19 protein-coding genes are annotated in these 22,213 nt (G+C 41.4%); 5 read left to right on the top strand and 14 right to left on the bottom strand.

Annotation, left to right across the window (positions count from 1 at the left end; all coding sequences use genetic code 11):
* Positions 1-17: 17 nt before the first annotated feature.
* Positions 18-1,214, bottom strand: coding sequence for a hypothetical protein (locus tag ACN20O_RS11765; RefSeq protein ID WP_491634122.1), 1,197 nt, complete (start codon positions 1,212-1,214; stop codon positions 18-20).
* Positions 1,215-1,373: 159 nt separating this feature from the next.
* Here ACN20O_RS11765 and ACN20O_RS11760 point away from each other — a divergent pair, with 159 nt between their 5' ends.
* Positions 1,374-3,053 (top strand): bifunctional metallophosphatase/5'-nucleotidase, encoded by a 1,680-nt coding sequence (locus tag ACN20O_RS11760; RefSeq protein ID WP_491634121.1) that lies wholly within the window; start codon positions 1,374-1,376, stop codon positions 3,051-3,053.
* Here ACN20O_RS11760 and hpf read toward each other — a convergent pair.
* The 4 genes from hpf to ACN20O_RS11740 form a co-directional block, all read right to left on the bottom strand.
* A complete protein-coding gene (gene hpf / locus ACN20O_RS11755; RefSeq protein WP_491634120.1) occupies positions 3,050-3,415 on the bottom strand; it encodes a ribosome hibernation-promoting factor, HPF/YfiA family in 366 nt (121 codons plus the stop codon). The genes ACN20O_RS11760 and hpf overlap by 4 nt on opposite strands.
* A gap of 79 nt (positions 3,416-3,494) precedes the next feature.
* Complete coding sequence (gene rpoN, locus ACN20O_RS11750) at positions 3,495-4,949, bottom strand: RNA polymerase factor sigma-54 (RefSeq protein ID WP_491634119.1); 1,455 nt, start codon at positions 4,947-4,949, stop codon at positions 3,495-3,497.
* 13 nt (positions 4,950-4,962) lie between these two features.
* Entirely contained in the window at positions 4,963-5,691 is a 729-nt protein-coding gene (gene lptB, locus ACN20O_RS11745; protein WP_491634118.1) for an LPS export ABC transporter ATP-binding protein, read from the bottom strand.
* The gene (locus ACN20O_RS11740) at positions 5,691-6,713 is read right to left on the bottom strand and encodes an LptA/OstA family protein (RefSeq protein WP_491634117.1); all 1,023 of its coding nucleotides are present in this window, start codon (positions 6,711-6,713) and stop codon (positions 5,691-5,693) included. Before ACN20O_RS11740 ends, lptB begins: the two co-directional genes overlap by 1 nt.
* 158 nt (positions 6,714-6,871) lie before the next feature.
* Between ACN20O_RS11740 and mutS the strand changes: the two genes are divergently transcribed.
* Together mutS and ACN20O_RS11730 are read left to right on the top strand one after the other, a co-directional pair.
* Positions 6,872-9,550: a DNA mismatch repair protein MutS gene (gene mutS / locus ACN20O_RS11735; protein WP_491634116.1), complete on the top strand. Its 2,679-nt coding sequence runs from the start codon at positions 6,872-6,874 to the stop codon at positions 9,548-9,550.
* Positions 9,551-9,615: 65 nt separating this feature from the next.
* A complete protein-coding gene (locus ACN20O_RS11730) occupies positions 9,616-10,167 on the top strand; it encodes an RDD family protein (RefSeq protein WP_491634115.1) in 552 nt (183 codons plus the stop codon).
* 116 nt (positions 10,168-10,283) lie between these two features.
* Here the strand turns inward: ACN20O_RS11730 and ACN20O_RS11725 are convergent, their stop codons facing one another.
* Positions 10,284-10,757 carry a Dps family protein gene (locus ACN20O_RS11725; RefSeq protein ID WP_491634114.1) on the bottom strand — a complete coding sequence of 158 codons (474 nt, stop codon included), beginning with the start codon at positions 10,755-10,757 and terminating at the stop codon, positions 10,284-10,286.
* A gap of 38 nt (positions 10,758-10,795) precedes the next feature.
* Positions 10,796-11,548 carry a ZIP family metal transporter gene (locus ACN20O_RS11720; protein WP_491634113.1) on the bottom strand — a complete coding sequence of 251 codons (753 nt, stop codon included), beginning with the start codon at positions 11,546-11,548 and terminating at the stop codon, positions 10,796-10,798.
* 356 nt (positions 11,549-11,904) lie between these two features.
* Here ACN20O_RS11720 and ACN20O_RS11715 point away from each other — a divergent pair, with 356 nt between their 5' ends.
* Positions 11,905-14,325: a response regulator gene (locus ACN20O_RS11715; protein WP_491634112.1), complete on the top strand. Its 2,421-nt coding sequence runs from the start codon at positions 11,905-11,907 to the stop codon at positions 14,323-14,325.
* Here ACN20O_RS11715 and aspS read toward each other — a convergent pair.
* On the bottom strand, positions 14,322-16,136 hold the full coding sequence (aspS, locus tag ACN20O_RS11710; protein ID WP_491634111.1) for an aspartate--tRNA ligase: 1,815 nt from the start codon (positions 16,134-16,136) through the stop codon (positions 14,322-14,324). The two genes, ACN20O_RS11715 and aspS, sit on opposite strands and share 4 nt — an antisense overlap.
* A gap of 51 nt (positions 16,137-16,187) precedes the next feature.
* Between aspS and ACN20O_RS11705 the strand changes: the two genes are divergently transcribed.
* A complete protein-coding gene (locus ACN20O_RS11705; protein WP_491634110.1) occupies positions 16,188-16,709 on the top strand; it encodes a DUF192 domain-containing protein in 522 nt (173 codons plus the stop codon).
* On the opposite strand, the gene ACN20O_RS11700 is transcribed toward ACN20O_RS11705, so the two are convergent.
* From ACN20O_RS11700 to ACN20O_RS11675, 6 genes are all read right to left on the bottom strand, one after another.
* Positions 16,663-17,604 carry an FtsB family cell division protein gene (locus ACN20O_RS11700; RefSeq protein WP_491634109.1) on the bottom strand — a complete coding sequence of 314 codons (942 nt, stop codon included), beginning with the start codon at positions 17,602-17,604 and terminating at the stop codon, positions 16,663-16,665. The genes ACN20O_RS11705 and ACN20O_RS11700 overlap by 47 nt on opposite strands.
* A 57-nt stretch (positions 17,605-17,661) precedes the next feature.
* Positions 17,662-18,618 (bottom strand): hypothetical protein, encoded by a 957-nt coding sequence (locus ACN20O_RS11695; RefSeq protein ID WP_491634108.1) that lies wholly within the window; start codon positions 18,616-18,618, stop codon positions 17,662-17,664.
* A gap of 88 nt (positions 18,619-18,706) precedes the next feature.
* Positions 18,707-18,940 carry a YggT family protein gene (locus tag ACN20O_RS11690; RefSeq protein ID WP_491634107.1) on the bottom strand — a complete coding sequence of 78 codons (234 nt, stop codon included), beginning with the start codon at positions 18,938-18,940 and terminating at the stop codon, positions 18,707-18,709.
* A 9-nt stretch (positions 18,941-18,949) separates the two neighbouring features.
* Positions 18,950-19,885, bottom strand: a complete 936-nt coding sequence (locus tag ACN20O_RS11685) for a YihY/virulence factor BrkB family protein (protein WP_491634106.1) — start codon at positions 19,883-19,885, stop codon at positions 18,950-18,952.
* Positions 19,886-19,906: 21 nt separating this feature from the next.
* Positions 19,907-21,970, bottom strand: a complete 2,064-nt coding sequence (locus ACN20O_RS11680; protein ID WP_491634105.1) for a DNA polymerase II — start codon at positions 21,968-21,970, stop codon at positions 19,907-19,909.
* Positions 21,967-22,188 carry a hypothetical protein gene (locus ACN20O_RS11675; protein WP_491634104.1) on the bottom strand — a complete coding sequence of 74 codons (222 nt, stop codon included), beginning with the start codon at positions 22,186-22,188 and terminating at the stop codon, positions 21,967-21,969. The genes ACN20O_RS11680 and ACN20O_RS11675 overlap by 4 nt, the downstream gene beginning before the upstream one ends.
* Between the last annotated feature and the right edge of the window lie 25 nt (positions 22,189-22,213).

Genomic DNA, 22,213 nt, shown 5'->3' with positions numbered 1-22,213 from the left:
TTAATTATCGCTCTTTTTTAGTTAAAGACGCAAGACTTCTCTCGTAGCATCTGAAGGTAGTTATCAGGCACACTCACACCGCTTTTTAGTGAGCACATAATGTTAGTGTCTTCGGCAGAAATCTCATAGTATACGAGATCACTCTTTTGACCTTCGTAAAATTCTGTATAACAATCCGGAAAACCTAAAACATGACCAAACTCGTGGGCAAGCACCTTTTTCTGCGTGATTGCGTCTAAAGATTGGCTCAAATAAACCTGAGTGTTGTCTTCATCGGGAACGTAAGAAATTCCGCCATTTGTAGGGATAATTTCTATCACATCGCTTCCCTTTTCCTCGACTATTTCAATCGCTAATTTAAAAGAACCACGGGTCCACATCTGACTGACATACGATAACATTCCACGAAGTTTCTCAGTATCCCATCCGTTACTTAACACCTTGAGGTTCATTGTCACGGCCAGTGCTTCATTCTGATCACATTGAAACTTCAGGTGCGAGTCTCTCAAGACAAAAAGCTTATCGAAGCGCTCTTTTTCAAAGCGTTTTTGATAATGACTTAACAACGTTGAAACTTTCCTATTCTTACTTTGGACATTGTACTGGGCCTGGCAATTAGTATTGCTCGGGTCAAAAGACCTGCACATTTTCACTACTCGCTCCTGAATAAACTGGGACGCTGAACCAGTAAGTGCATCAATAGTTTTTGGCGAGCAATCTTTTTCGCGGCAATAGTCTTTCATTTCCAGGTAAGGTCTGGTGTCGTTGAATTGTTTTTTCATTAGCATTCCGAACTGGCATTTCTGCCCTTCATATCTCATGCTGTGCTGATAAAGATAAAAGAGATCAATGGCCAGGTCTGAGAGATTTTTACTAAGCACGGCTTCGTCTAAGGCCTTTGCCTTGAGCTCCGCAAGCTTTTTTTCCATATCATCGACACTGATAATAAGCGGTGTTTTATAGTCGTAAAAACGCTCGGGAATAGAGAAAAAGGCCATGGGAAAACGCGCCTGAAAATCAGCATACATATAGGCTATTTCTCTACTGACCGGCTCCTGCACTATTTGATTTTTTGCGCACTGATTTTCCAGCTGCAAGTAACTTAAAGAATCGCTCTCAAAGGCTCCACCAGCTTCGGGGTTTATTTTTCTCCCACAGGCAGCCAGTGCCAGAAGGAGCATTCCCAAAAAGATAGTTTTAAGAGCAATACGCATAAAGTGTCTCATTTTTTGACAGCCGTCTAAGAAAGAGAAAAATCCACTTTCTCATTCCTCATATTTAGGGGATTTCCCCTTCCTATAACATCCTTTACTACAAGGCCTGTGCCATAAAATCCCATAGGCAAAGATAGGCTTTTTTTGTAGAGTTTTTACATGAAAAAATTAACATTCCTAGGCCTCTTCATTTTATCGTTTCCACTCTTTTCAGCGGAAATCCCCTTTACAGTCTTTCACACCAATGACCTTCATTCCCATCTCGATGGGGTCAAAGTTCCTTCAGGTGAAACCTATGAAAGACGCGGAGGATTTGCCCGCCTGACTTCAGTGATCAGCGAGCTGCGCGAGAGGAAAAAAGATGAAATCGTCATCGGTGTAGATGCAGGGGATTTTTTCTCCGGAACTATTTTTTCTGCTGTTGGTGTTTCTTCATTAAAAGACTTCCCAGAATATCAGTTTTTTATGGAAAACAAGTACGATCTTTTGACCTTCGGAAATCACGAATTCGATCCGCTTAATGACGGGCTGGAAATCATGCTAAAAAAGATGCTGCACACACCAGGTAAAACTCCGCTTGTCGCCAGTAATCTTTACGTCAACCACGATTCTCCTCTGAGGAAATACCTGGAAAATCCCGACCTAGTAAAACCTTATTTGGTTAAAGAATTTCAAAGTCCCAAGGGCAGTCTGCGCGTAGGTTTTTTAGGAATTCTTGGACCCGATGGATGCCTGGTGAGTCGCTCGACAAGAGGCGATGTCCATTTCATTGGATTTGATGATGAACAATCAAAACAAAAACTGGGCGCTCTTGCCGATCATTTAAACAAGCTCATTATCGAATTAAAAAGAGATAAGAAAGTTGACCTGGTGATTTTATCAATGCACGGAGGAGGAAAAGAAAGCCACGAACTGGCCAGCAAACTAAAAGGGCTGGATGTTTTTGTTTCCGGGCACACTCACAAACAAGAGTTCGCCATCGTCAATGGAGTGCCGGTTAATCAAACTGGTTCATACGGCGAAAACCTGGGACTGATGGAGTTTACTTTTGATACAAAACTTAAAAAAGTGAAAATGACCAATCCCACTGGCAATCACGTCATCACCATCACTGAGAAAATTGCTGAAAATAAAGAGTGGAAAAAGCGCATTGACCAGTGGAGAAAAAGGTCTTTTGAACTAATGGGGCAAACAACTGATCCATCTGAGATTATTTTTACTCCTAAAAAAAGTTATATCCGCTCTAGTGCTATTCCCAATCCAATGGGAGAGCTGGTTACACACGCCATTCTCACTGAACTAAATGACACTATTAAGGATGATAAGATCGATGCCTACTTCACTTCAATGGGGCTAGTGCGCACTTCTTTTCACAAAAATACGCCTTATTCGCGCGCTGAAATTTTCGAAGCAACTTCTATTGGTTTTGATAAAAATAAAACTCCTGGTGTAGATGTCGTATCCTTCTATCTCTCTCCTAAAGACGTTAAACTGGTGATCAATTTCATGGAGATTTATACCTATATTTCCACGTCATTTTCCCCGGCCATCTCCCCTAATTTAAGCTTTAAAATCAGGAAATGGGGCATCCCTTTTCTCAACCGCATTTACGATATTAAACTCAATGGAAAAGACCTCGCAGACTACGACAGGCCGATTAAAATCGCCACGAATAAGTTTGTAGTGATGAATATTGAAACCGTGAAGAAAATCACCCGTGGATTTGTTGATTTAGTGCCTAAAACGAAAACGGGTGAACCAGTAAAAGACTACGTGGTTCACCCGAAAGAATATTTACTTATGATCGAGCACTTTAAAAAGCACCCGGGTTATTATTAAGCTACGTCTTCATCATCGTTATAGTCTGTCCAAGCAGACTCTGGATCAAGAATCACAACATCAGATGCCTGGCGATGCATTTTGTTGTATTTTTCTTTCTTTTTGAAAACTTGTTTTTCAATTTTTTCCACAGCTAAATCGATACTGTGGTAAAGGTTTTCAGAGAAGGCCTTTGCGTGGTATTCGCAGTGTGGTGCGTGATAATAAATCTCAGCAAAGTGCTGACCATTTTTTACATAACACGACCATTTCATCGTTCCTTTATCCTTGAAAAATTTTTCAAGCTTTGCCGAAGCTTCTTGAATTTTTGCATCCAGTGCAGCTGTGTGTTCTAAGTGTAAAAATGATGTAGTAATTTTCATAAAATGCCCTTCTTTTCGTTTTTGTCTTTGCCCCGCAAAGACAACATGTTCGTAATAGAAAACGCCTTTGTCAGATAACTCAATCTTTCTGCTTTCGTTTCGATGAAGGTTCGATTCCTAGCATCTCACGGTACTTCGTTACAGTTCTCCTTGCTACTGTAAGGTTCTCTCTAGCCAAAATCTCCACAACCTTTTGGTCTGAGAGCGGCTTCGTTGGATTTTCTCCGTCGAAGATAGCCTTAATTTTCAATTTCAGTACTTCACTCGCAATGTCAACACCGCCGTCTTTACCTCCAATACCAGTGTTGAAGAAATATTTAAGTTCAAACGTCCCTAATGGGGTGTGCATATACTTGTTTGTCGTTACCCTTGAAACCGTCGACTCGTGCATCCCGATTTCATTGGCAACATCTTTTAAAACCATCGGCTTTAAGTGTTTTGGACCTTTCTTAAAGAAGTCCTGTTGTTTTGCCACGATGGCCTTCGATACTTTCTCAATGGTTTTTTGTCTATTTTGAATAGACTTAATCAACCACTCAGCAGCGCGAAGTTTATCCTTTACGAACTCACTTGCCTCATCGGTTTTATGGCCAGCACCTTTCTTAATCATTTCCTGATAAAGCTTAGAGATTTTAAGACGAGGAATCCCTTCGTCGTTAACCTGAACCACAAACTCTCCACCAGCTTCCACAACATAAATATCGGGAAGAATATAATGAGTGTCTGGAGTCGCTACCAAGCGCCCTGGTTTCGGGTGAAAATTCTGAAGAAGAAGTGAAGTTTTCTTCACCTGCTCAACAGTTACCGCTAAGGCCTTTGAGATTTTTTCAAAGTTTTTCCCTTGAAGATCTTCAAGGTGATCGCGGATCAGTTTTTCCAGAAGAGGTGATCTCTCTTCAGCAATTCTTGCCTGAGCAAGTAAACACTCTTGTAAATTGCTCGCTCCACACCCAACCGGGTCTAAGCGCTGGATGATTTCCAGGACATCAAAAGCATCTTCGCGCTCCAGACCACTTTCAGCGATCAGGTCTTCGAAATTTACGTCCAGGTATCCGTCGTCGTTAATGTTTCCAATGATCAGGTGAGCGAGTTTCCACTCTTCATCTGAGAGAGTTTCCATCTTAAGTTGCCACTCTAAGTGTTCAGCAAGAGTCATCCCTTTTGAAACAATGTTTTCATAGCTAGGCATTTCATCAGGATCACCTGATGATGTCGCCATATTTGGAGTTGATGAATTTGAATTGAATGAGTCTGCATATGAGTCCCAGTCAAAATCATCTTTTTCTTTCATGAGTGGAGCTTCAGAAAAATCTTCTGAAGTTGCTTCTCTGACTTCGTTGTCGCTTTCAGCTTGCGCTTCTACATCAACTTCGGCGCCTGCTTCTTCGAGCATTGGGTTCTCAACCATCTCTTCCGCAATCACATTGGTCATTTCCAAGTGTGTGAGGGTTAAGAGTTTGATTGCCTGCTGAAGCTGGGGTGTCATCGCCAGGTTCTGAGACTGTTTTAAGCCCTGTGAAATTTTAATGGCCATAAGCCCATTTGAATTACATCCTGAATTCTTCTCCTAAATAGAACTTCCTTGCTCTTTCATCGTTAATTAATTCGTTCGGTGTTCCGCTAACTAATAATTCTCCACTGTTCATAATGTAAGCGCGATCCACAATTCCTAATGTTTCGCGAACGTTGTGATCAGTGATCAATACTCCAATATTTCTCTTCTTCAGCCCGTGAATCAGTTGTTGAATATCAGCTACTGCTAATGGGTCAACCCCTGCAAACGGTTCATCAAGAAGAACAAACTTCGGCTCAAGCGCCAGCGTTCTGGCAATCTCCACGCGTCTTCTTTCTCCACCTGAAAGGGCCGATCCTTTCGATTTCCTCACGTGGTTTAATTTAAAGTCCTGGATCAAGTCTTCCATGGCAGTCATTCTTTCACGTCTACTCATCGATCTGTTTTCCAGTACTGCTAAAATATTCTCTTCAATCGATAAGTCTCTAAACACCGAAGCTTCCTGAGGAAGATAGCCGATTCCGTTTAGTGCTCTGATGTGAATCGGTTCTTTCGTCACATCTTTTTCACTCATCTGAATCTTGCCTTCGTCTGCTCTCACCAGACCTACCATCATATAAAACGTTGTGGTTTTACCCGCACCGTTTGGCCCTAAAAGTCCTACAATCTCACCCTGGGCCACTTCTAAACTTACGCCTTTAACTACTGTTCTTCCGCCGTAAGTTTTCTTTAAATCAAAGGCTTCTAATTTCACTTCATCCATTAAAGTTTTTCCTTCTCACGTTCCAATGTGATGTTTGTATTGGCGTCGTCAACCTCAACTGTCTCAATATTCTCGCGAATGATGATACGGTTTCCTTTGATAACATCCCTGCCTTGAAACACTTTTGGAAGTCCTGTGAGCACTACGCGTTTCTCACTAATAAACCCTTCAAGTTTCTCGGCAAAAGCCTTTCTAACCAACGGTTTTCCGTCCATGGTTAGAGTCTCCTGTAATCTCACATCGTCAGAAAGTGAGTAATACTTGAGTTTTTTATTATAGTTTTCCAGGAATACCGTGCCTTTATTAGATGAGGCGTCTAAGTTCCCTTTTTTAAAGGCCACATTTCCCTTCATCTCCACCAGGCTTTCCGGGCCAGAGAGGGTCAACAAATCTGTTTTAAAAGTCACATTTTCTTCATATTGGCGCGCTCGCTGAACCAGGCCTCTGACATTCTTTTGGTATTCAAAGAACTCCTGCTCCGGACGGTACACGGCAAAGTCGGAAGTGATTGAGAGCCGGTCTTTTGTTTTAGCATCAAGGCTATTTGTCTTTACATTGCCAGTGGCTTCCATGTGCTTACCACCGCTGTAAATATTCATCTTATCTGATTTTAAATTTGAGGTGCCGACTTTTACATCAACGGTGTCTTCCAAATAAAGTTCATTATTAGTCATTAATCCGCGTGAATTTTTAGCACTAAAAAAAATAGGTTCTTCTTCGAAACCTTTCTGGTTTCTGCGATAGATGACACCATTGGGATTAAATCCAATGACGACGGTGTTTTGTGCTGAAATTGTCAATTCACTTGCCTCTAATTGTAAAAATGGTTTTCCACCATCGAGCAAATAGTAATCTACAACTTTAAAATAACTCTCATCACTGTCTTTATTTTTTACCGGTTCAGAACTTTTTTCGGCGGAGTTATTTTCACTCTCATCAAAGTGACCAACCCAAGAATAAACCGAAAGCCCCGCGGTAATCAAAATGAAAAATGCGATGATTGTATATTGGCCTAGTTTCAAGCGTATTCCCCCACCACATATCTTATCGCATTTCTTGGCCTAAATCCTTATAAAATTAAGCATTTATTTTTTCAAATCAGCTCTTACATTCCTTGCTAAATGTGCTTAATTTCAGGTACACTTGAGCATATTAATCAAGCTTTAAACAAGGTTGTTTTGTGTCATTGAAAGACTTGCAAGCTATTGTTGATTCCGGGACAAAACTGACTCCGATGATGGATCAGTATTTTCAAATCAAAAAAAATTATCCAGATACACTTCTTCTTTTTAGAATGGGCGACTTCTACGAAGTTTTTTTTGAGGACGCAAAAACAACTGCACGCCTTTTAAACATAACACTTACTCACCGTGGAAAGATTGGCGACACACCAATCCCAATGGCGGGAATCCCGCACCACGCAGCTCCTGTTTATATCGACCGCATCACTAACCGTGGTTTAAAAGTGGCCATTTGCGAACAAATCCAGGATCCAAAAGATGCCGTTGGAATTGTTAAACGTGGAGTCACTCAGGTTGTTTCTCCCGGAATGCCTTTTGACCTGGAAAAAACTCAAGGACATGATCACCGCTTTATGGTGAGTGCGTTCAAAAAAAATGCGAAGTACTATTTAGTCGCTCTCGACTTCACCACTGGAGATTTCAGTGGATATAAACACGACAACTTCGAAGAGTTCGTTGAGAACCTGCGCATGCTTGCTCCTCGCGAGTTCATCACATTCATGGGTCAGTGGAATGAAGGCCAGGAAGCTAAAGACATTGAAGCGATTCTAAATCACTACGATGTTTTAAAAACTCACCTATCAGAAGAATACTTCAATCCAAAGTTCACTGATATCTACATTGAAAAAATCATTCCGGGATTTAAGCGTGATAAAATCATCAAACTTGATGAAGACGTTTTAAATCCAATTGGAGCTCTTGCCTACTACGTTTGCTCGACTCAACTTTTAGAGAATTTCATTCACATCCGTCCGTTTAAGATGACTTCACAAGCGAACGTAATGAAAGTGACCCTTCCTACTTTAGTGGGTCTGGAAATCCTTCCAAAGTCGCGCGAGACATACCGTGAATCACTTTTAGGATTCTTTGATAAAACAGAAACAGCAATGGGTGCTAGATACCTTCGCTCTCTGTTTTCAAATCCCCTTTTTGATATGAACGCTATTACTGAGCGTTTAGACATCGTGACAGCACTAACTGACAACGATTCACTAATTAAAGACCTCAAAGTTGAACTTTCAAAGATCCGCGATATCGAGCGCATCCTGGCTAAAATCTCAATGAACAAAGGCTCTGCTTCAGATCTTTTAAACCTGGCCACCGCGATTAACTCGTACACGCAAATTTTAAAAGACGTGAAGACTCTTCCAATCAAAGCGGTATTAGCTACAGCTGAAATCAAAAAACTAAGTGCGATTGCTGAAGACATCACCAACACTCTAAATGATGAAATCGGGGCAAGTCTTGAAAAAGGAAACCTGATCAAAGAGGGCGTCAATAAAGACCGCGACCGCTTGGCCAAACTTCACCTGAATGTGGCCGAAGAATTATTGAAGATGGAAAACCGTCTAAAAGATGAAACCGGCATTCTAAAATTAAGAATTAAATCAAACAACGTTTCCGGATTCTTTATCGAAGTTTCGAAAGGAAGCACTGTTAAAGTTCCAAAATATTTTGAAAGAAGACAGACGCTAGTAAACGCTGAACGCTACACGACTCCTGATCTGATTCAATTGGAAAAAGATACAATCACGGCACAAACAAAACTGGAAAAACTTGAAAGAGAAATCTTTAAAGCGCTTATCCAGAGTGTTGCGGACATGAATCACTCAGTACTTTTAATGAGTGAGCACATTGCTTTCATCGACTCTTTTCAGGGTCTGGCGGCCATTGCTCTTTCCGAAGGATTCACACGCCCAAATATCAACGAGAAAAAGCAAGTTCTCAATATCAAGCAAGGCTTTCACCCACTGATTAAATCTTTGATCAAAGACCAATTCGTTTGCCACGATTTAAATTTAAATCAGGACGCGTACTTTGGTTTAATCACCGGTCCCAACATGGCCGGTAAGACAACGGTTATGAGAGAAGTGGCCATCATTCAACTACTAGCGCAGATCGGATCATTTGTTCCGGCGAAATCAGCAGAGCTTGGGCTTTGTGATTTCCTTTTCAGCCGCCTTGGTGCAAGTGATGACATCTTAAAAGGTCAGTCGACATTCATGGTGGAAATGGCCGAGACAGCTGAAATTCTTCGCCACGCAAGTTCAAAATCACTTATCATCCTGGATGAAGTTGGAAGAGGTACATCAACATACGATGGTCTTTCAATTGCCTGGGGACTAGTTGAACACTTCATTGAAAAAACAAAAGCACTCACTCTTTTTGCCACTCACTACCACGAACTTATTGATGTCGTTCATGGTTACCAGACTGCAAAAAACCTGACAGTTGAAACTATCAATCACAACGGCAATGTTCAGTTCCTTTACCGCTTGATTGAAAAACCTGCTTCACAAAGTTTTGGGATTTACGTTGCTAAACTAGCAGGTCTTCCAGCATCTGTTCTTGCCCGCTCGGAAGAGATCCTTCACCAGCTGGAAAAGAACCACACGACTCCGATTGCACCTCCGGCCGAGGCCATGAGTGCTGCTAATTTAAAACCAAACAAGAACGCTCAGCTATGCTTCTTTGATGGCATTATTGCCGAAGTAGAAATCCCTGAGCACCTAAAACAGCTGGAAGCCGACCTGCAAAAGCTGGACGTTATGAGAATGACTCCAATTGATGCCCTTCTAAAGCTCAATGAAATGAAGAAAAATCTAGAAATTCAGTAATCTTTTTCTCATCTTTTAGCGCCTTTTTTCGATAAGAAAGTAAGGTGCTATCAGAGGAGGAAAGCATGATTCAAGATGTGTCAGTATTAAAAAAGCGCGTTTACGCATTCACTGCCGATCTTTCAATCATCGTTGTTTCCAACTATTTTTTAATGGCCGCTTTCACCCACTTCGTGCAGACAGTGTTTTTTCACTTTCCAATGAGAATGCAATTATTTCTCATCAACAAAATGGGTGTTATGTCTTCAATCTCTTTGATGTCACTAACCTTTGCTTATTTCTCGCTGTTTTACTACGTCACAAACGGACGCACGATGGGTAAAACCCTGATGGGTCTTAAAGTTGAAAACGCTGATAAAAGTGAACTGACACTGTGGCAGTCGATGTCGCGCGCCCTGGCCTATTTTACATGTGCGATGTTTGGCTCTTTTCTCTTTGCTCTTTCTTATATTAGAAAAGATCAAAAGAGCTTAGCTGATGTTTTTTCTGGAACGCATGTCTCGCTGGATACGCCAGATAAAGATGCTGGTACTGAATTTGAACTGGCACTAGTTGAAGCTGGTGACGCTGAAGCGACAATTGATAAATCATACTACGACGAAAAAGAAGCTGCTTAATACTGGAGAGATAAACAGAAGTTTATTTCTAGTCTTGGTGATCTTAGTAAAAACATAATTTCATCCGGCCCAAGAAACAAAAAAGCCTCCGAAAAGGAGGCTTTTTATTTTTGTGATTACTCAAGCATTGATCTTAACATCCACGCTGTCTTCTCATGAGCTTCCATTCTTCTTGTGAGAAGGTCAGCTGTTGGTTGGTCATTTGACTCATCAACAACCGGGAAGATACTGCGTGCAGTTCTTACCACTGCCTCTTGACCAGCTACCAGTTCAGCAATCATTTGCTGAGCGCTCAGGTCTCCATGAGTTTCTTTAATTGAAGAAAGCTTTGAGAACTCAGTGTATGTCCCTGGAGCTTTCACGCCAAGAGCTCTGATTCTTTCTGCCACTTCATCGACGGCTAGAGCTAGTTCGTTGTACTGCCCTTCAAACATCGTGTGAAGAGTTTGAAACATTGGACCAGTTACGTTCCAGTGATAGTTGTGAGTCTTTAAATAAAGAGTGTAAGTATCAGCCAGAAGTCTTGATAGACCATTGGCAATTTCAACGCGATTTTTTTCATCAATTCCAATATCAATTTTAGTTTTCATAACAAGTATTCTCCCATCGTTGTTATTAGTTGGTTGTATTATAAGCTATTAAAGATAATTACTAAAGCCATTCCGCTTAAAAAGCTTGGTCTCATCAGGAAGCGATAACTTCCTTCTTTCAATTTATCAGCGAGCTCTCCAAGAACCACACTCATCATTGCTCCACCAGCGAAGGCCATTAGAATCGGAAGCACACCATCAATTTGTGAACTCATATATCCTCCGACAATCCCGCCAACTAACTCAACGACACCAGTCAACATATTGCCGAAGAAGGCCATAACTGGGTTTACTCCAAGAGTAATAAAGCTAAGCGCTGTCGTGAATCCCTCAGGAATGTTCTGCATAGCAATCGCACTCAGAAGAGACACACCTTGAGATCCTGGTAAAGTCATTGATGCCCCAGAGGCCAGCCCTTCCGGAAAATTGTGCACCATCATCGCGATAACGAACAGCATGGCCTTTTTATTTTCACGAGCGTTCTCGTTATGCCTTAAAAGATACTCTAAAAATTTCCCTACGGACTTGATAAAGATCACTCCCCCAACTAAGGCACAGCTCACTATTAAGAACTGGAAGTATCTCTCTGCACTGAAATAAACTCTCTCATATGCTGGCCAGATCAAAGAGAAGGCCGCTGCCGAAAGCATTAATCCAGTAACAAAATCCATATTAATGTTTTTTAGAACCTTCCCAATTTTAGAATCTTTGATTAGGATCGGAGCACCACCGAGTGTCGTTGCTAAACCAGAAACTCCACCACCAATTAATCCTAATAATAATCCGCTCATTTTTCCTCCAACCATCAATCCCTGAAAGCTCTTTTATCTTTTCCCTGATTAAATATCGCACCTTTTAGGTTTTCGATAAAATCGATAGGAATGATAAAGTGATAAAGACAAGCTATAGTCATTTTTTTCCTCAAATCAATGTTTTGCCATCTGTTTTTAGACGCAAGACACCCCCTCTAACTTAATGCAATCTAAATACCTTCCTAACCCCTTAAAACTCTATTCAATCAGAGGTTTACAAACCAATTTTTCCTCAAAAATAGTGGCAAAAATCCCAAAAAAATGAGGACGGTAAATAAAATTTAGAGATATACTTTTCACCTAAATGTAACTTATTGAATAGGGACTCATCGCATATGATGCAAATGGAGCAGGAAAATTCAGAACGCACAGAAGCGCTCGCCACCCTGGCCAATGAGCTCTCGATCGCCCATCAAACCGTAGAATCTGAAAGACAAAAATTCGAAACACTCTTTAATAGCACACCTGCTGCGATGGCCATCTTAAAGGGGCCGAGTTTTATTTTTGAAAAAATCAATGAAGAGTATTCTAAGATGATTGATCACCGCTCGGTGATTGGTCTTCCTATTTTAGAAGCACTGCCAGAGCTGCATACGCGTCCTGAATTTTTCACAAAAATGAAAGACGTGTTTGAAACCGGTGAAAGTTATTCAGTCAAAGAAGCAAGAACCATCTTCTCTGCTTTTGCCAACAAAGGAAAAGATCATTCACAATACGCGGACATCACTTATAAAAGAATGTCTGATGGAAGTGGAAACCCTTATGGGATTTTTGTTTTTGCGACAGACGTTACTGAAAAAGTTCAAGCCAGAAAACATATTCAGGAAAGTGAAACAGAATTCCGCGCACTCGCTGAAGTTATGCCGCAAATTATTTTCACCGCTAATCCTCAAGGAGATATCATTTATTTCAATGAGAGATGGGAAGATTACACCGGGGCTTCAGCCCAGGAAGGTTTAGGAAAAGGATGGTATCTCTTTCATCATCCAGACGATATCAAACAAATCGCTCTTTCCTGGAAAGAATCAATCACCAATGGGACTCCTTACCAGATTGAGTTTCGCCTGCGCGGGAATGAAGGACAATACAGATGGTTTCTGGCGCGCGCACTTCCAATGCGTGATGAAAATGGCAACATTAAAAAGTGGATTGGAACCAACACTGATATTCACGAACAAAAAGTACTTTCTCAAAAGCTTGAAGCTGTTCTTGATGAAGTTAAGTCTTCTAAACAGCTTGCTGAAAGTGCCAACCATGCCAAGAGTGCTTTCCTGGCCAATATGAGTCACGAAATTAGAACTCCTTTGGGATCAATCATGGGGTTTGTAAACCTGATGAGAAACCCGGACCTTTCACAATCTGAATTAAACAAATACATTTCGATTGCGGAGAAAAACTCTGAGCAACTTCTTCGAATTATAGACGATATTCTCGATCTTTCAAAAGTCGAGGCCGGAAAACTAGTGATTGAAAAAATCGATATGAATCTGCCGGAGCTTTTAGCTGATGTTGCCTCTTTAATGGAATTTAGAGCACAGGAAAACGGGATTCGTTTTGAAATTAAAGCGATGAATGAACTTCCGGAAATCATCAAATCTGATCCGACCCGCATTAAGCAAATTCTTATGAATGCCGTCGGTAATGCCATTAAGTTTACGATGAAAGGAACTGTTGAACTGCAAGTCGGTTTCTGCAACTCTCGCTTGAAATTCTCTATCATCGATTCCGGTGTCGGGATTTCTGAGCAGCAGGCCACTCAACTCTTCCAGCCATTTACTCAGGCCGATGTTTCGACCACGCGAAAATATGGTGGAACAGGTCTTGGCCTGATTCTGACAAAACGTTTATGTGAGTCTATGAATGGTGAATTCTATCTGCAACGAAGTCAGCTGGGTGTCGGTAGTACATTCGTGGCCACCATGAAAGTTGATGTTGTTGATGATACAAAATTTTTTAGTGAGCCTCGCTCACATTTCTATAAACCTTCCGAAAAGTTTGCCAATAAAACCGCACTTAAAGGAACAAACATCCTGGTCATCGACGATTTGGAAGACAACTTAACATTAATCAATGTGATTTTAAGTGATGTTGGCGCGAATGTGACCACCATCAGTGACCCTTATCAGGGAATTAAAACAGCATTGGAGAATCACTTTGATCTCATCCTGATGGACATCCAGATGCCGCTCATGAACGGCTATGAAGTCACCAAGAGAATCAAACAATCCGGAAAAACTCTGCCAATCATTGCACTCACTGCACACGCGATGAAGGAAGAGCGTATGAGGGCATTGAACTTTGGGTTCTCGGGATTTTTACCGAAACCAATCAATGCCAATGAACTCATCCAAACCATCCTCAAACTCATTAACGATGAAGTAAGCGACGAAATCCAGGAAAGAAAAGTTGCGATTGTTGAGGATGATCCGGATTTAAGAGATTTACTTGAAGCGATTCTTCGCAACCAAAGACTTGATGTCCATTTCATGGAGACGGCCGAAGAATTACTTGAGCATTTAAAAGAGAACTCCATCCCGGATCTAATCCTGGTTGATCTCTTCTTGCCCAAAATGTCAGGATCAGAGCTGATTCCTCTTTTGAACAACCGAGCAGACCGCGAAAAGTTCAAGGTAGTTATTGCTTCAGGTTCAGATGATATTTCAGGGAAGGTTAAGGACTTGAGAGCTGACGGCTATTTGAAGAAGCCGTACAACTCTCGAAGTATTGTTGATTCAGTAAAAGCGTTTCTGCTTTAAGCTTTCGTTGTCCAATTGAAATGAAGTTCTTTTAACTGCGCTTCGCTTGGGCGAGACGGAGCTTGTGACATTAAATCACTCGCTGACGCTGTCTTAGGGAAAGCGATAACATCTCTAATTGAGTCTGTACCAGTTAAAATCATAATCAATCTATCCAGACCAAAAGCAAGGCCAGCGTGCGGAGGAACACCGTATTTTAGGGCCTCAATAAAGAAACCAAACTGTGCTTTTGTTTCTTCCGGAGTAAACCCTAGAACTTTGAACATTCTATCTTGAACAGCATTGTCGAAAATTCTCACCGATCCACCACCGATTTCGTATCCGTTACAAACAACGTCGTACGCTTCAGCTGTTAATGTTCTAAGTGGCCCATTTGGATCTGTATGATCGGAGTTCATGAAGATATCCATTTTCTCACGAGATGGCATTGTGAACGGGTGGTGAGCTGCCGTGAATCGTCCTGGTGCTCCGTTTTCCCCTTCGCTCCACTCTAAAAGTGGGAAGTCGTATAACCATAGGAAAGCATCTTCTTTCCCAATTAGGTTTAGTTTATGCCCAAGGTTTCTTCTAAGAGCATCTGCACTTGCGTGCGCCACTGAGTGGTTGTTGTCTGCAAAGAATAACCAAGTTCCGTCACCTTTTTCTTCTGATAGTGCAAAAAGCTTCGCTTCAATCTCTGGCGTAATGAATTTAGAAATCCCAGTTGATCTCTCACCTTTTGAAAGCTTGTAGAAGGCCACACCTTTACCACCGTAAGGTTTGACGATTTCAACAAATCCATCAGTGTCTTTACGTGTGAACTGCCCCATCGCTTCGGGAACAAACATCGCCTTAATAATACCGCCGTTGTCGCCAACAGAAGCAAATGTTGCGAAATCTGATCCTTTGAAAACGTCAGTCACAATCATTTGTTTTAAACCAAAACGTAAATCTGGTTTATCACATCCATATAGGTTCATCGCATCTACATACTTCATCGTCTGAAGTTTGAAGCTGTCATCTTTTTTGAAAACCGCTTTTAAAATCTTTTCAACTAAGTTTTTCATGTACTCTTGAGTGGCAAATGAAACCTCAATATCCACCTGAGAGAATTCCGGCTGGCGGTCTGCACGTAAGTCTTCATCGCGGAAACAACGGCAGATTTGGAAATACTTATCTGTTCCACCAATCATTAAAAGCTGCTTAAGCGTTTGTGGTGATTGTGGAAGAGCGTAAACCTGTCCAGGGTGAACACGTGAAGGAACAATGTAGTCACGCGCTCCTTCTGGAGTCGACTTATAAAGTATCGGAGTTTCAACTTCGATGAAATCTAAATCAGAAAGAAGACCACGAATCGTGTTCATTGTTTTTGATCTAAGTTTTAAAATGTCCTGAAGCTTTTTCGTTCTTAAATCCAGGTATCTGTATTTAAGACGAAGATCTTCTGTCGCTTCCACTGCACCAAATGGTAAAAATGGAATTGAGTCAATATCTGATTTCGAAAGAAGTGTCAGCTCTTCAACTTGCACTTCAACCATCCCTGTATCCATCTGTGCATTTTGCGCTTCTTTAGGACGCGCTTGAACAACACCTTTTGCCAGGATAACAGATTCAAGTGAACATTTTTTTAAGTCTTCGATGTTGCCTTTAAAATTAACAAACCCAAGTTGTGTCACACCGTATTTATCGCGCAGGTCGATAAAATGAAGTGAGCCAAGGTTTCTGTATTTGTTAACCCATCCGCATAGAACAACTGTAGAGCCCACGTCCGAATCTCGTAACTCTCCACAGTGATGAGTTCTTAAGAGTCCGTGGATTTTCGAGCTAGACATTTGCATTCTCCTTCAGTTTTAGAGACAATTCACTGGAAACTATTCCCAGGAATGCTAATGATCACTATATATCAAAAGGCTTCAAAGCTCATTAAAAATTTCGCACTCCTCACTGCGCTTTTGCCTATGATAGCGTGGTCAAATGTCACTTACCAAATGGCCAATCCTGAGAATAAAAAAGTGACTGTGCGCCTGGCCTTAACTAGAGCAGAACACCAACATGGCCTTAGTGGAATTAAAGATGCTGATTTTCCCGCAACGGAAGCGATGCTTTTTGTTAATGATTCCATGGGGACACGTCGTTTTTGGATGCCCGATACCTACTTCAAACTGGATATTGTTTTTTTAGACTCACAACTAAAAGTCGTGGGGATTGAAAAGGATGTGCCGTTTCATCCAGGGCTTGCCGAGCCACCAGTTATTTACCGCACCAAATCTTACGAAGCGCAATTTGTCCTCGAGACTAAAGGCGGCTCGCCTTTTTCCAAAAAACTTAAGGTTGGGGATAAACTAAAATGGATTAGTCCTATCTCTCTTTCGGAAATAGTACTAAAAACTCGTCGCTCGCAATAAAGCCCAGATTGTCGCGAACCAGTCTCTTCTGGAAGCCCGAATCTGATCTCATGCGTTCGATCTCGCGAACCAGCTGCATATTTTCTTTTTTAATATTTGTCAGCTCTGCAAGCTTTTCATTCACTGTGCCTTTTTGTGAATAGAAATCCGTCACTCCACCATTTGCAAAGATCAGTCTTAAAATCATTAGTGCACAGAAAATCCATGAACCTTTCACTAACCATGTAACGTATTTTGGATCCAGGTTCTTTTGCTTCTTGCGAGAAGTTGCCGATGAAGTTGTGTAGCTAATTTGTGAAGCAACTTTGCGAGTCCCACGTTTAACTGGAACAAACTCTGTATCTTCTGGTTTTGCCACTGAACGACGGCTCACTACACTTGTCCCAGCTGGTGGAGGTGGAGGCGTTGTTGAAACGTTCTCTCTTACTCTCACGCGTGGCCTTCTCGACTCTTCTGAAACAGAAGAAATTGGAGTCGCCTCTGCGACTTGAGCTTCAGCTTGCATTGTTTGAGGACGAGCGTATGGTCTTGGTTGTTCTTCAACTGGCTGATTAAAAAATGAAGCTTGTTGATGTTCTTCTTGTATTGGTTGAACTGGTTGCGGTTGTGGTTGAACAGGAGGAGCTTGGTATTGGGCCTGTGGCGCAGCTTGAGCTCCGGCCATTTGCGGTTCTTGGCGTGATGCTTGTTTTGCACGATTTCTTTCAATCGCTTTTCTTAAACGTTCATTGGCAATCGTCGATGGATCAACCGTATTTAAATCCGGCCCCGGTCTTACGCCTGCACTCTGCGCTGGTTGAGCGGCTTGTGACTGAGGCTGTGCTTGCGGTTGTGGCGCAGCTTGAGAAGGGGTACGTAAATGGGCATCTCTTGAACGATCAAATGAAAATTCCAAGGCAAACATCCTGTAGTTAAGGAACTAAAACAAAACATCCTGTTGTTTTAATTCATTTTAACCGAGCTTGGTTTTGACTTCAATCCAAAACTTGCGCACAATGGCCAGTTCGTGGAAATAGTAAAACAGAGTACGCCCCATAGAATTGTCAGGGAAATTTTCTAGTTCAGTATTGTTGATACCTTCTAAGAAAATATTCTTGAAAGAAACAAAACTTAAATGGTCAGGCTTTTGTGAAGCCACCGTAAAACTTTTATCGTCACAAGAAAATTCGCTGATCGGAAATGAACTGCGAAGTAATGTGCGCGCCTGATTCATTCTCAAGGCCGCGACACTCCCGTCTCCGATAGGACCAAGCTGAATGTATTTTTCTGCACGATTGATTCCATGAGAACGGAAGAAAATTTCAAAACGCCCTTGCTTGTGCCCGTTTTCATTAACGTCACTCACATCCATCCACCAACTAAACCCTGGATCGCTGATGTTGCAAACAGCATCTTCCTGGTGCGGAAAGCGACGGTTGATGATTTGCTCTCTCACCGATTCGGCCAGCTCGAAACTTCTGGTCTCAAAAAACATGACCTGTGAAAAATCATCCTCACGTGAAAGTTTAAGAATAGGCCTTTTGCTTGATTCGCTGTTCGCGAGTTCCTGGAAAGCTTCTTTGATGTTGGCGACTGAATACCCTCGCACGCAAAACGTGCTTGGCCCATTGTCGATCTTATAAATGATCCCCGGAGTTTCTGGATAAATTGAAACCGCAGGAGCAATAATTTCCACTTGAGTAACCGACTCAGGAATCTCAGATGATACCGGGGTCGAAGCCGTGACTTCCGCCTCTTCGCTGATCATACTGTCTGCCAGGTCTAATAAATAATCAGTGTCATCTTCTTCCGGTAAAAAAGAAGTTTGAACAGGGTCTGTATTTTTCTGAGGTGTATTTGAGCGCAGGTACTCAGAGAGCGCCAACGTTTCTTGTAAAAGTAAATCCAGACTTAAATCATTTTGGTCCATTCAAATCCTATGAAAGGAGGGTTTTTAATCTCAGTAATAATTGTAAAATTAAAATCAATCTAATGACAAGATTTTATCTGCAGTTTTCTCACCAGAGAAATGAAAAAATTTCGACGAAGATGTAGAGAAGAAACACCACCACAATGGGAGAGAGATCAAATGGTAGCCCTTGAGGCATATATCTTCTAACCGGATCACATGTATAATCACAAATTTTCTTAAGTTTTTGTCTCCACTGATACCTGTTTGTCTCAGGAAAAAAGCTCAGGATCGCATCGAGCATAAGAAGAATTGTATAAAGTCTGATGATGAATCTTATCATAAATCCTCTTTAATACTTGCGAGAGGCCAGCTCTCTTCTCTGGCGGTACACATGACAAACACAGGCCCCATAAAAGAAAAAGCACATTAAATAGAACAGCCAGATGACTCCAATCACCGAAGTATAAAGGTCACCGTAATTTCTCATCAAACTTCCGCGAACGTAATAAATGTAAATCCAGAAAAGGGATTTTCCAATAAACACCGAAGTTGAAAAGGCCAAAGCGGCAATGAAAGCTTCTTTTAACTGGATTTTCCATGAGAACAACCAGCGGTAAAGCACCGTGAAGTAAGCAATCATGATCGTAATGTGCAGGAAGCTCGAGTTCAGCCAGTATGATCTTCTTAAATTGATCTTCTTAATAAAAGTCAGAACCGGACGAAGGAAATCAAAGTTTTCATAGAAAAACTGAGTGATGATATTGGTCTGGATAAACTTCACCACATAAATAATTACAGGTGGCAACATGAAAATGAGCATCACCATCAAAAGAGTAATTCCGATAATGACGAATCCCTTTAGAATCCTCCAGATCGAAAGAATGCTTTTGTCTTCCGTGATGAAATAAATCCCCATCCAGATTGAATTTAAAAATGTAATCGTAGACACCGCTAAAACAAAAAAGTTTAAAACTGTGAACTGAGTTCCGGCAAAAAGCGGTCCCTTAATCATATTTTGCAGAGTCAGAAGAAATTGTGGTGCCACTTCCGGAAAGAAGCGTCCGCCGAGAACGAAAAGGTATTTCTGCACACGGTTGATGTTTCCTAAAAAGTACCCAAGACCTCTAACCGTCAAAAGTAAAAAAGGAATAACCGTAATCAATGCATAGAAAGTCGACGATGAAGCCAGTGTCGTCCCCTTCTTCTCGTGGAACAAAAGAGCGCCTCTGTACAAATTCTTTGCACCATCTTTGGCATTTCTCATTAAATCGTGAACTAGCTTCATAACTCTATGCTAACTGAAAGATCAAAAAAGGGAAAGCTGAGGGCCGCGCATTTCTTCAAAACTTTTTCCAAAAAGTCCCAGAATGCTATCGGCAATTGGAGCGAGCTGGCGGTCGATGTAATAGTCGTAATCAATATCTTCGTGAGGAAGCTCCACCGGAATCGCTCCTCTCAACGTCATCACATAGTGAGGTCGCCTTTGTAAAATCCCCTTGGTTTCAAAAAGGATTTTGGCCGCGCGTGCATGAGGTGGAACATTTTTTATATATTCAGACAGAGGTTTTGAAAGGCGTTTGCTTAAAACCAACTGATCATCAAGCTCGTGAGATTCGAGTTTCTTCATGGTATCATCGATGTATTCCTGGATGTCTTCTCCATAAAAGACTCGTCTGACCAGTTCGTATTGAAAGTTGCGGGCCAAAAGCGACCAGTCTGAACGGACGTACTCCATTCCAGTAAGAACGATTTCCTCTACTTTTTTTCCATCTACTTCTTTTTCCGCCAGACCTGCATAACGCTTTTTTGCCCCTTCTTCCATATTTCTGGTGCTGGTTAGAATCAGTGTCTTAAAAAATTTGTCGTACTGAATTTCAAGATGTGACTCTACATCAAAGTCATCTTTTAGTTTTTGCGTAAGGAATGTGTTTACCTCGGCCACCAATTTTTTGGCCTGGTCGCTGTAGTGGTCATAAGTTGGCAGTTGAACAAAAAGTGAATCCGTATCTCCATAAAGCACGGTAAATCCTTTTCCTTCCAAAAACTCAATCACTGTTTTTAAAATCCACTGCCCGCTTCCCGTAATCCCGTCAGGTAAATCTTCCTGATAAAAACGGCAGCCACTTGATCCCATCACTCCGTAAAAACTGTTCATCAGGATTTTAACGGCCTGTGAAAGGTTAGCATTTTTTTCTTTTTTTGCCTGAGTCCTGCGCTCTAAGAGTTCAGTGATTTTTCCCGGCAAAATATGATGAGTGCGCGAGAATGTCAGTCCGACGGGAGTTTTCAGCGGATCAATATGGCGCTGAAATCGTGAAAGAGGATCAATTAAAAAAGTCCTGATTACTGTCGGGTAGAGACTTTTAAAATCCATAACCAACACATTGGGATGAATCCCAACTTTTGGATTAAGAACAAATCCACCTTTGGCCTGTCTGACCCATCCAATATCATCTACGTTCGGAGCAACAACTCCGGCATCGTGTAAATCTGGTAAATAAAAATGGTCAAAGGCCGCCACAGATCCCCCGATTCTCTCCATCAGCATCCCTGAAATATAAGAGCGGGTTAACAGCAGGTCCATAAGTTTAATTTTTTCAAAAATATCTAAAACCAAAACAGCATCTTTTACGTTGTAGCGGGCAAGGGCCATTTTATCTTCGCGAAAGCGTCTCTCGATTTCATCCCACTTATCGTAAGACTCATCTTCATCAATGTCTTTTGCTTCTCCTAAAAGTTCTTTCGCTACATTGTTGAGCTTAAAACTTTCAAAAGAAAAGAAGTTCATCTTCAAAGCACGAGGGCCGTCGATAACAACTCGCCCTTCCAGGTTCACTTGCCATTCGCCACGCGCGTTTTGGAACATGTCAAGAGAGCGCGAGCCTCTGCCAATATAAAGCGGAACTTTTAATTGTTTTGATTTCTGATTAATAAAATGAAAGTCAAATCCGATAACGTTCCATCCGGTGATAATGTCTGGGTCTAATCGAGTGATCGCTTCCTGGAAAAAAAGCAGCAGTCCTTTCTCGTTCAAGGAAAAAAGCACATCTTGAGTATTTTTTCCTTCACCTAAAACGACAGTGCGGTCTTCATTCAGTGTTTTTGAACGGAAACTATAAGCAAGAGAAAGAAGTTTTCCATCTCTGCCGGTCTCAATATCAAAAGATAAAATTTTGTAATCAGGATAGTAATTTCCCGGTGTAATTTTAGGATTATTAAAAGTTAAAAGTCCGTTGACAACTTTTGCCTCTCCCTCAATTTTCACCTGAGCATAAATATGCTTGTCCATCAAAAAGCGATCGACCGCTTTAACATCGGCCTCAAAAGTCCTAAGTCCATCACTTTCAAACTTTTGTTTTTTTGATTTCAAATCGGCCTGATTGTGACACAGGACTTTCTCCCCCAAAGTCCATCAAGACTTCTGTAAGAAGTAGGATTTTTGCTTTCCACAAAAAAATAATTCTGGAATTGATCAATCGTGACAAGAAATGAGCCTTGATTGGACTGTCCATAAAGTTTTAAAATCTGGCGATTCTCCAGATCAAAACTACTTCCAGTAAGAATAAATGCTTCGATTTGTGTCTGCATCTAGGCTAGAATACCCTCATCAAAT

This window comes from Bacteriovorax sp. As-1, from assembly GCF_058446905.1.
This window is presented reverse-complemented; position numbering and strand designations above follow the sequence as displayed.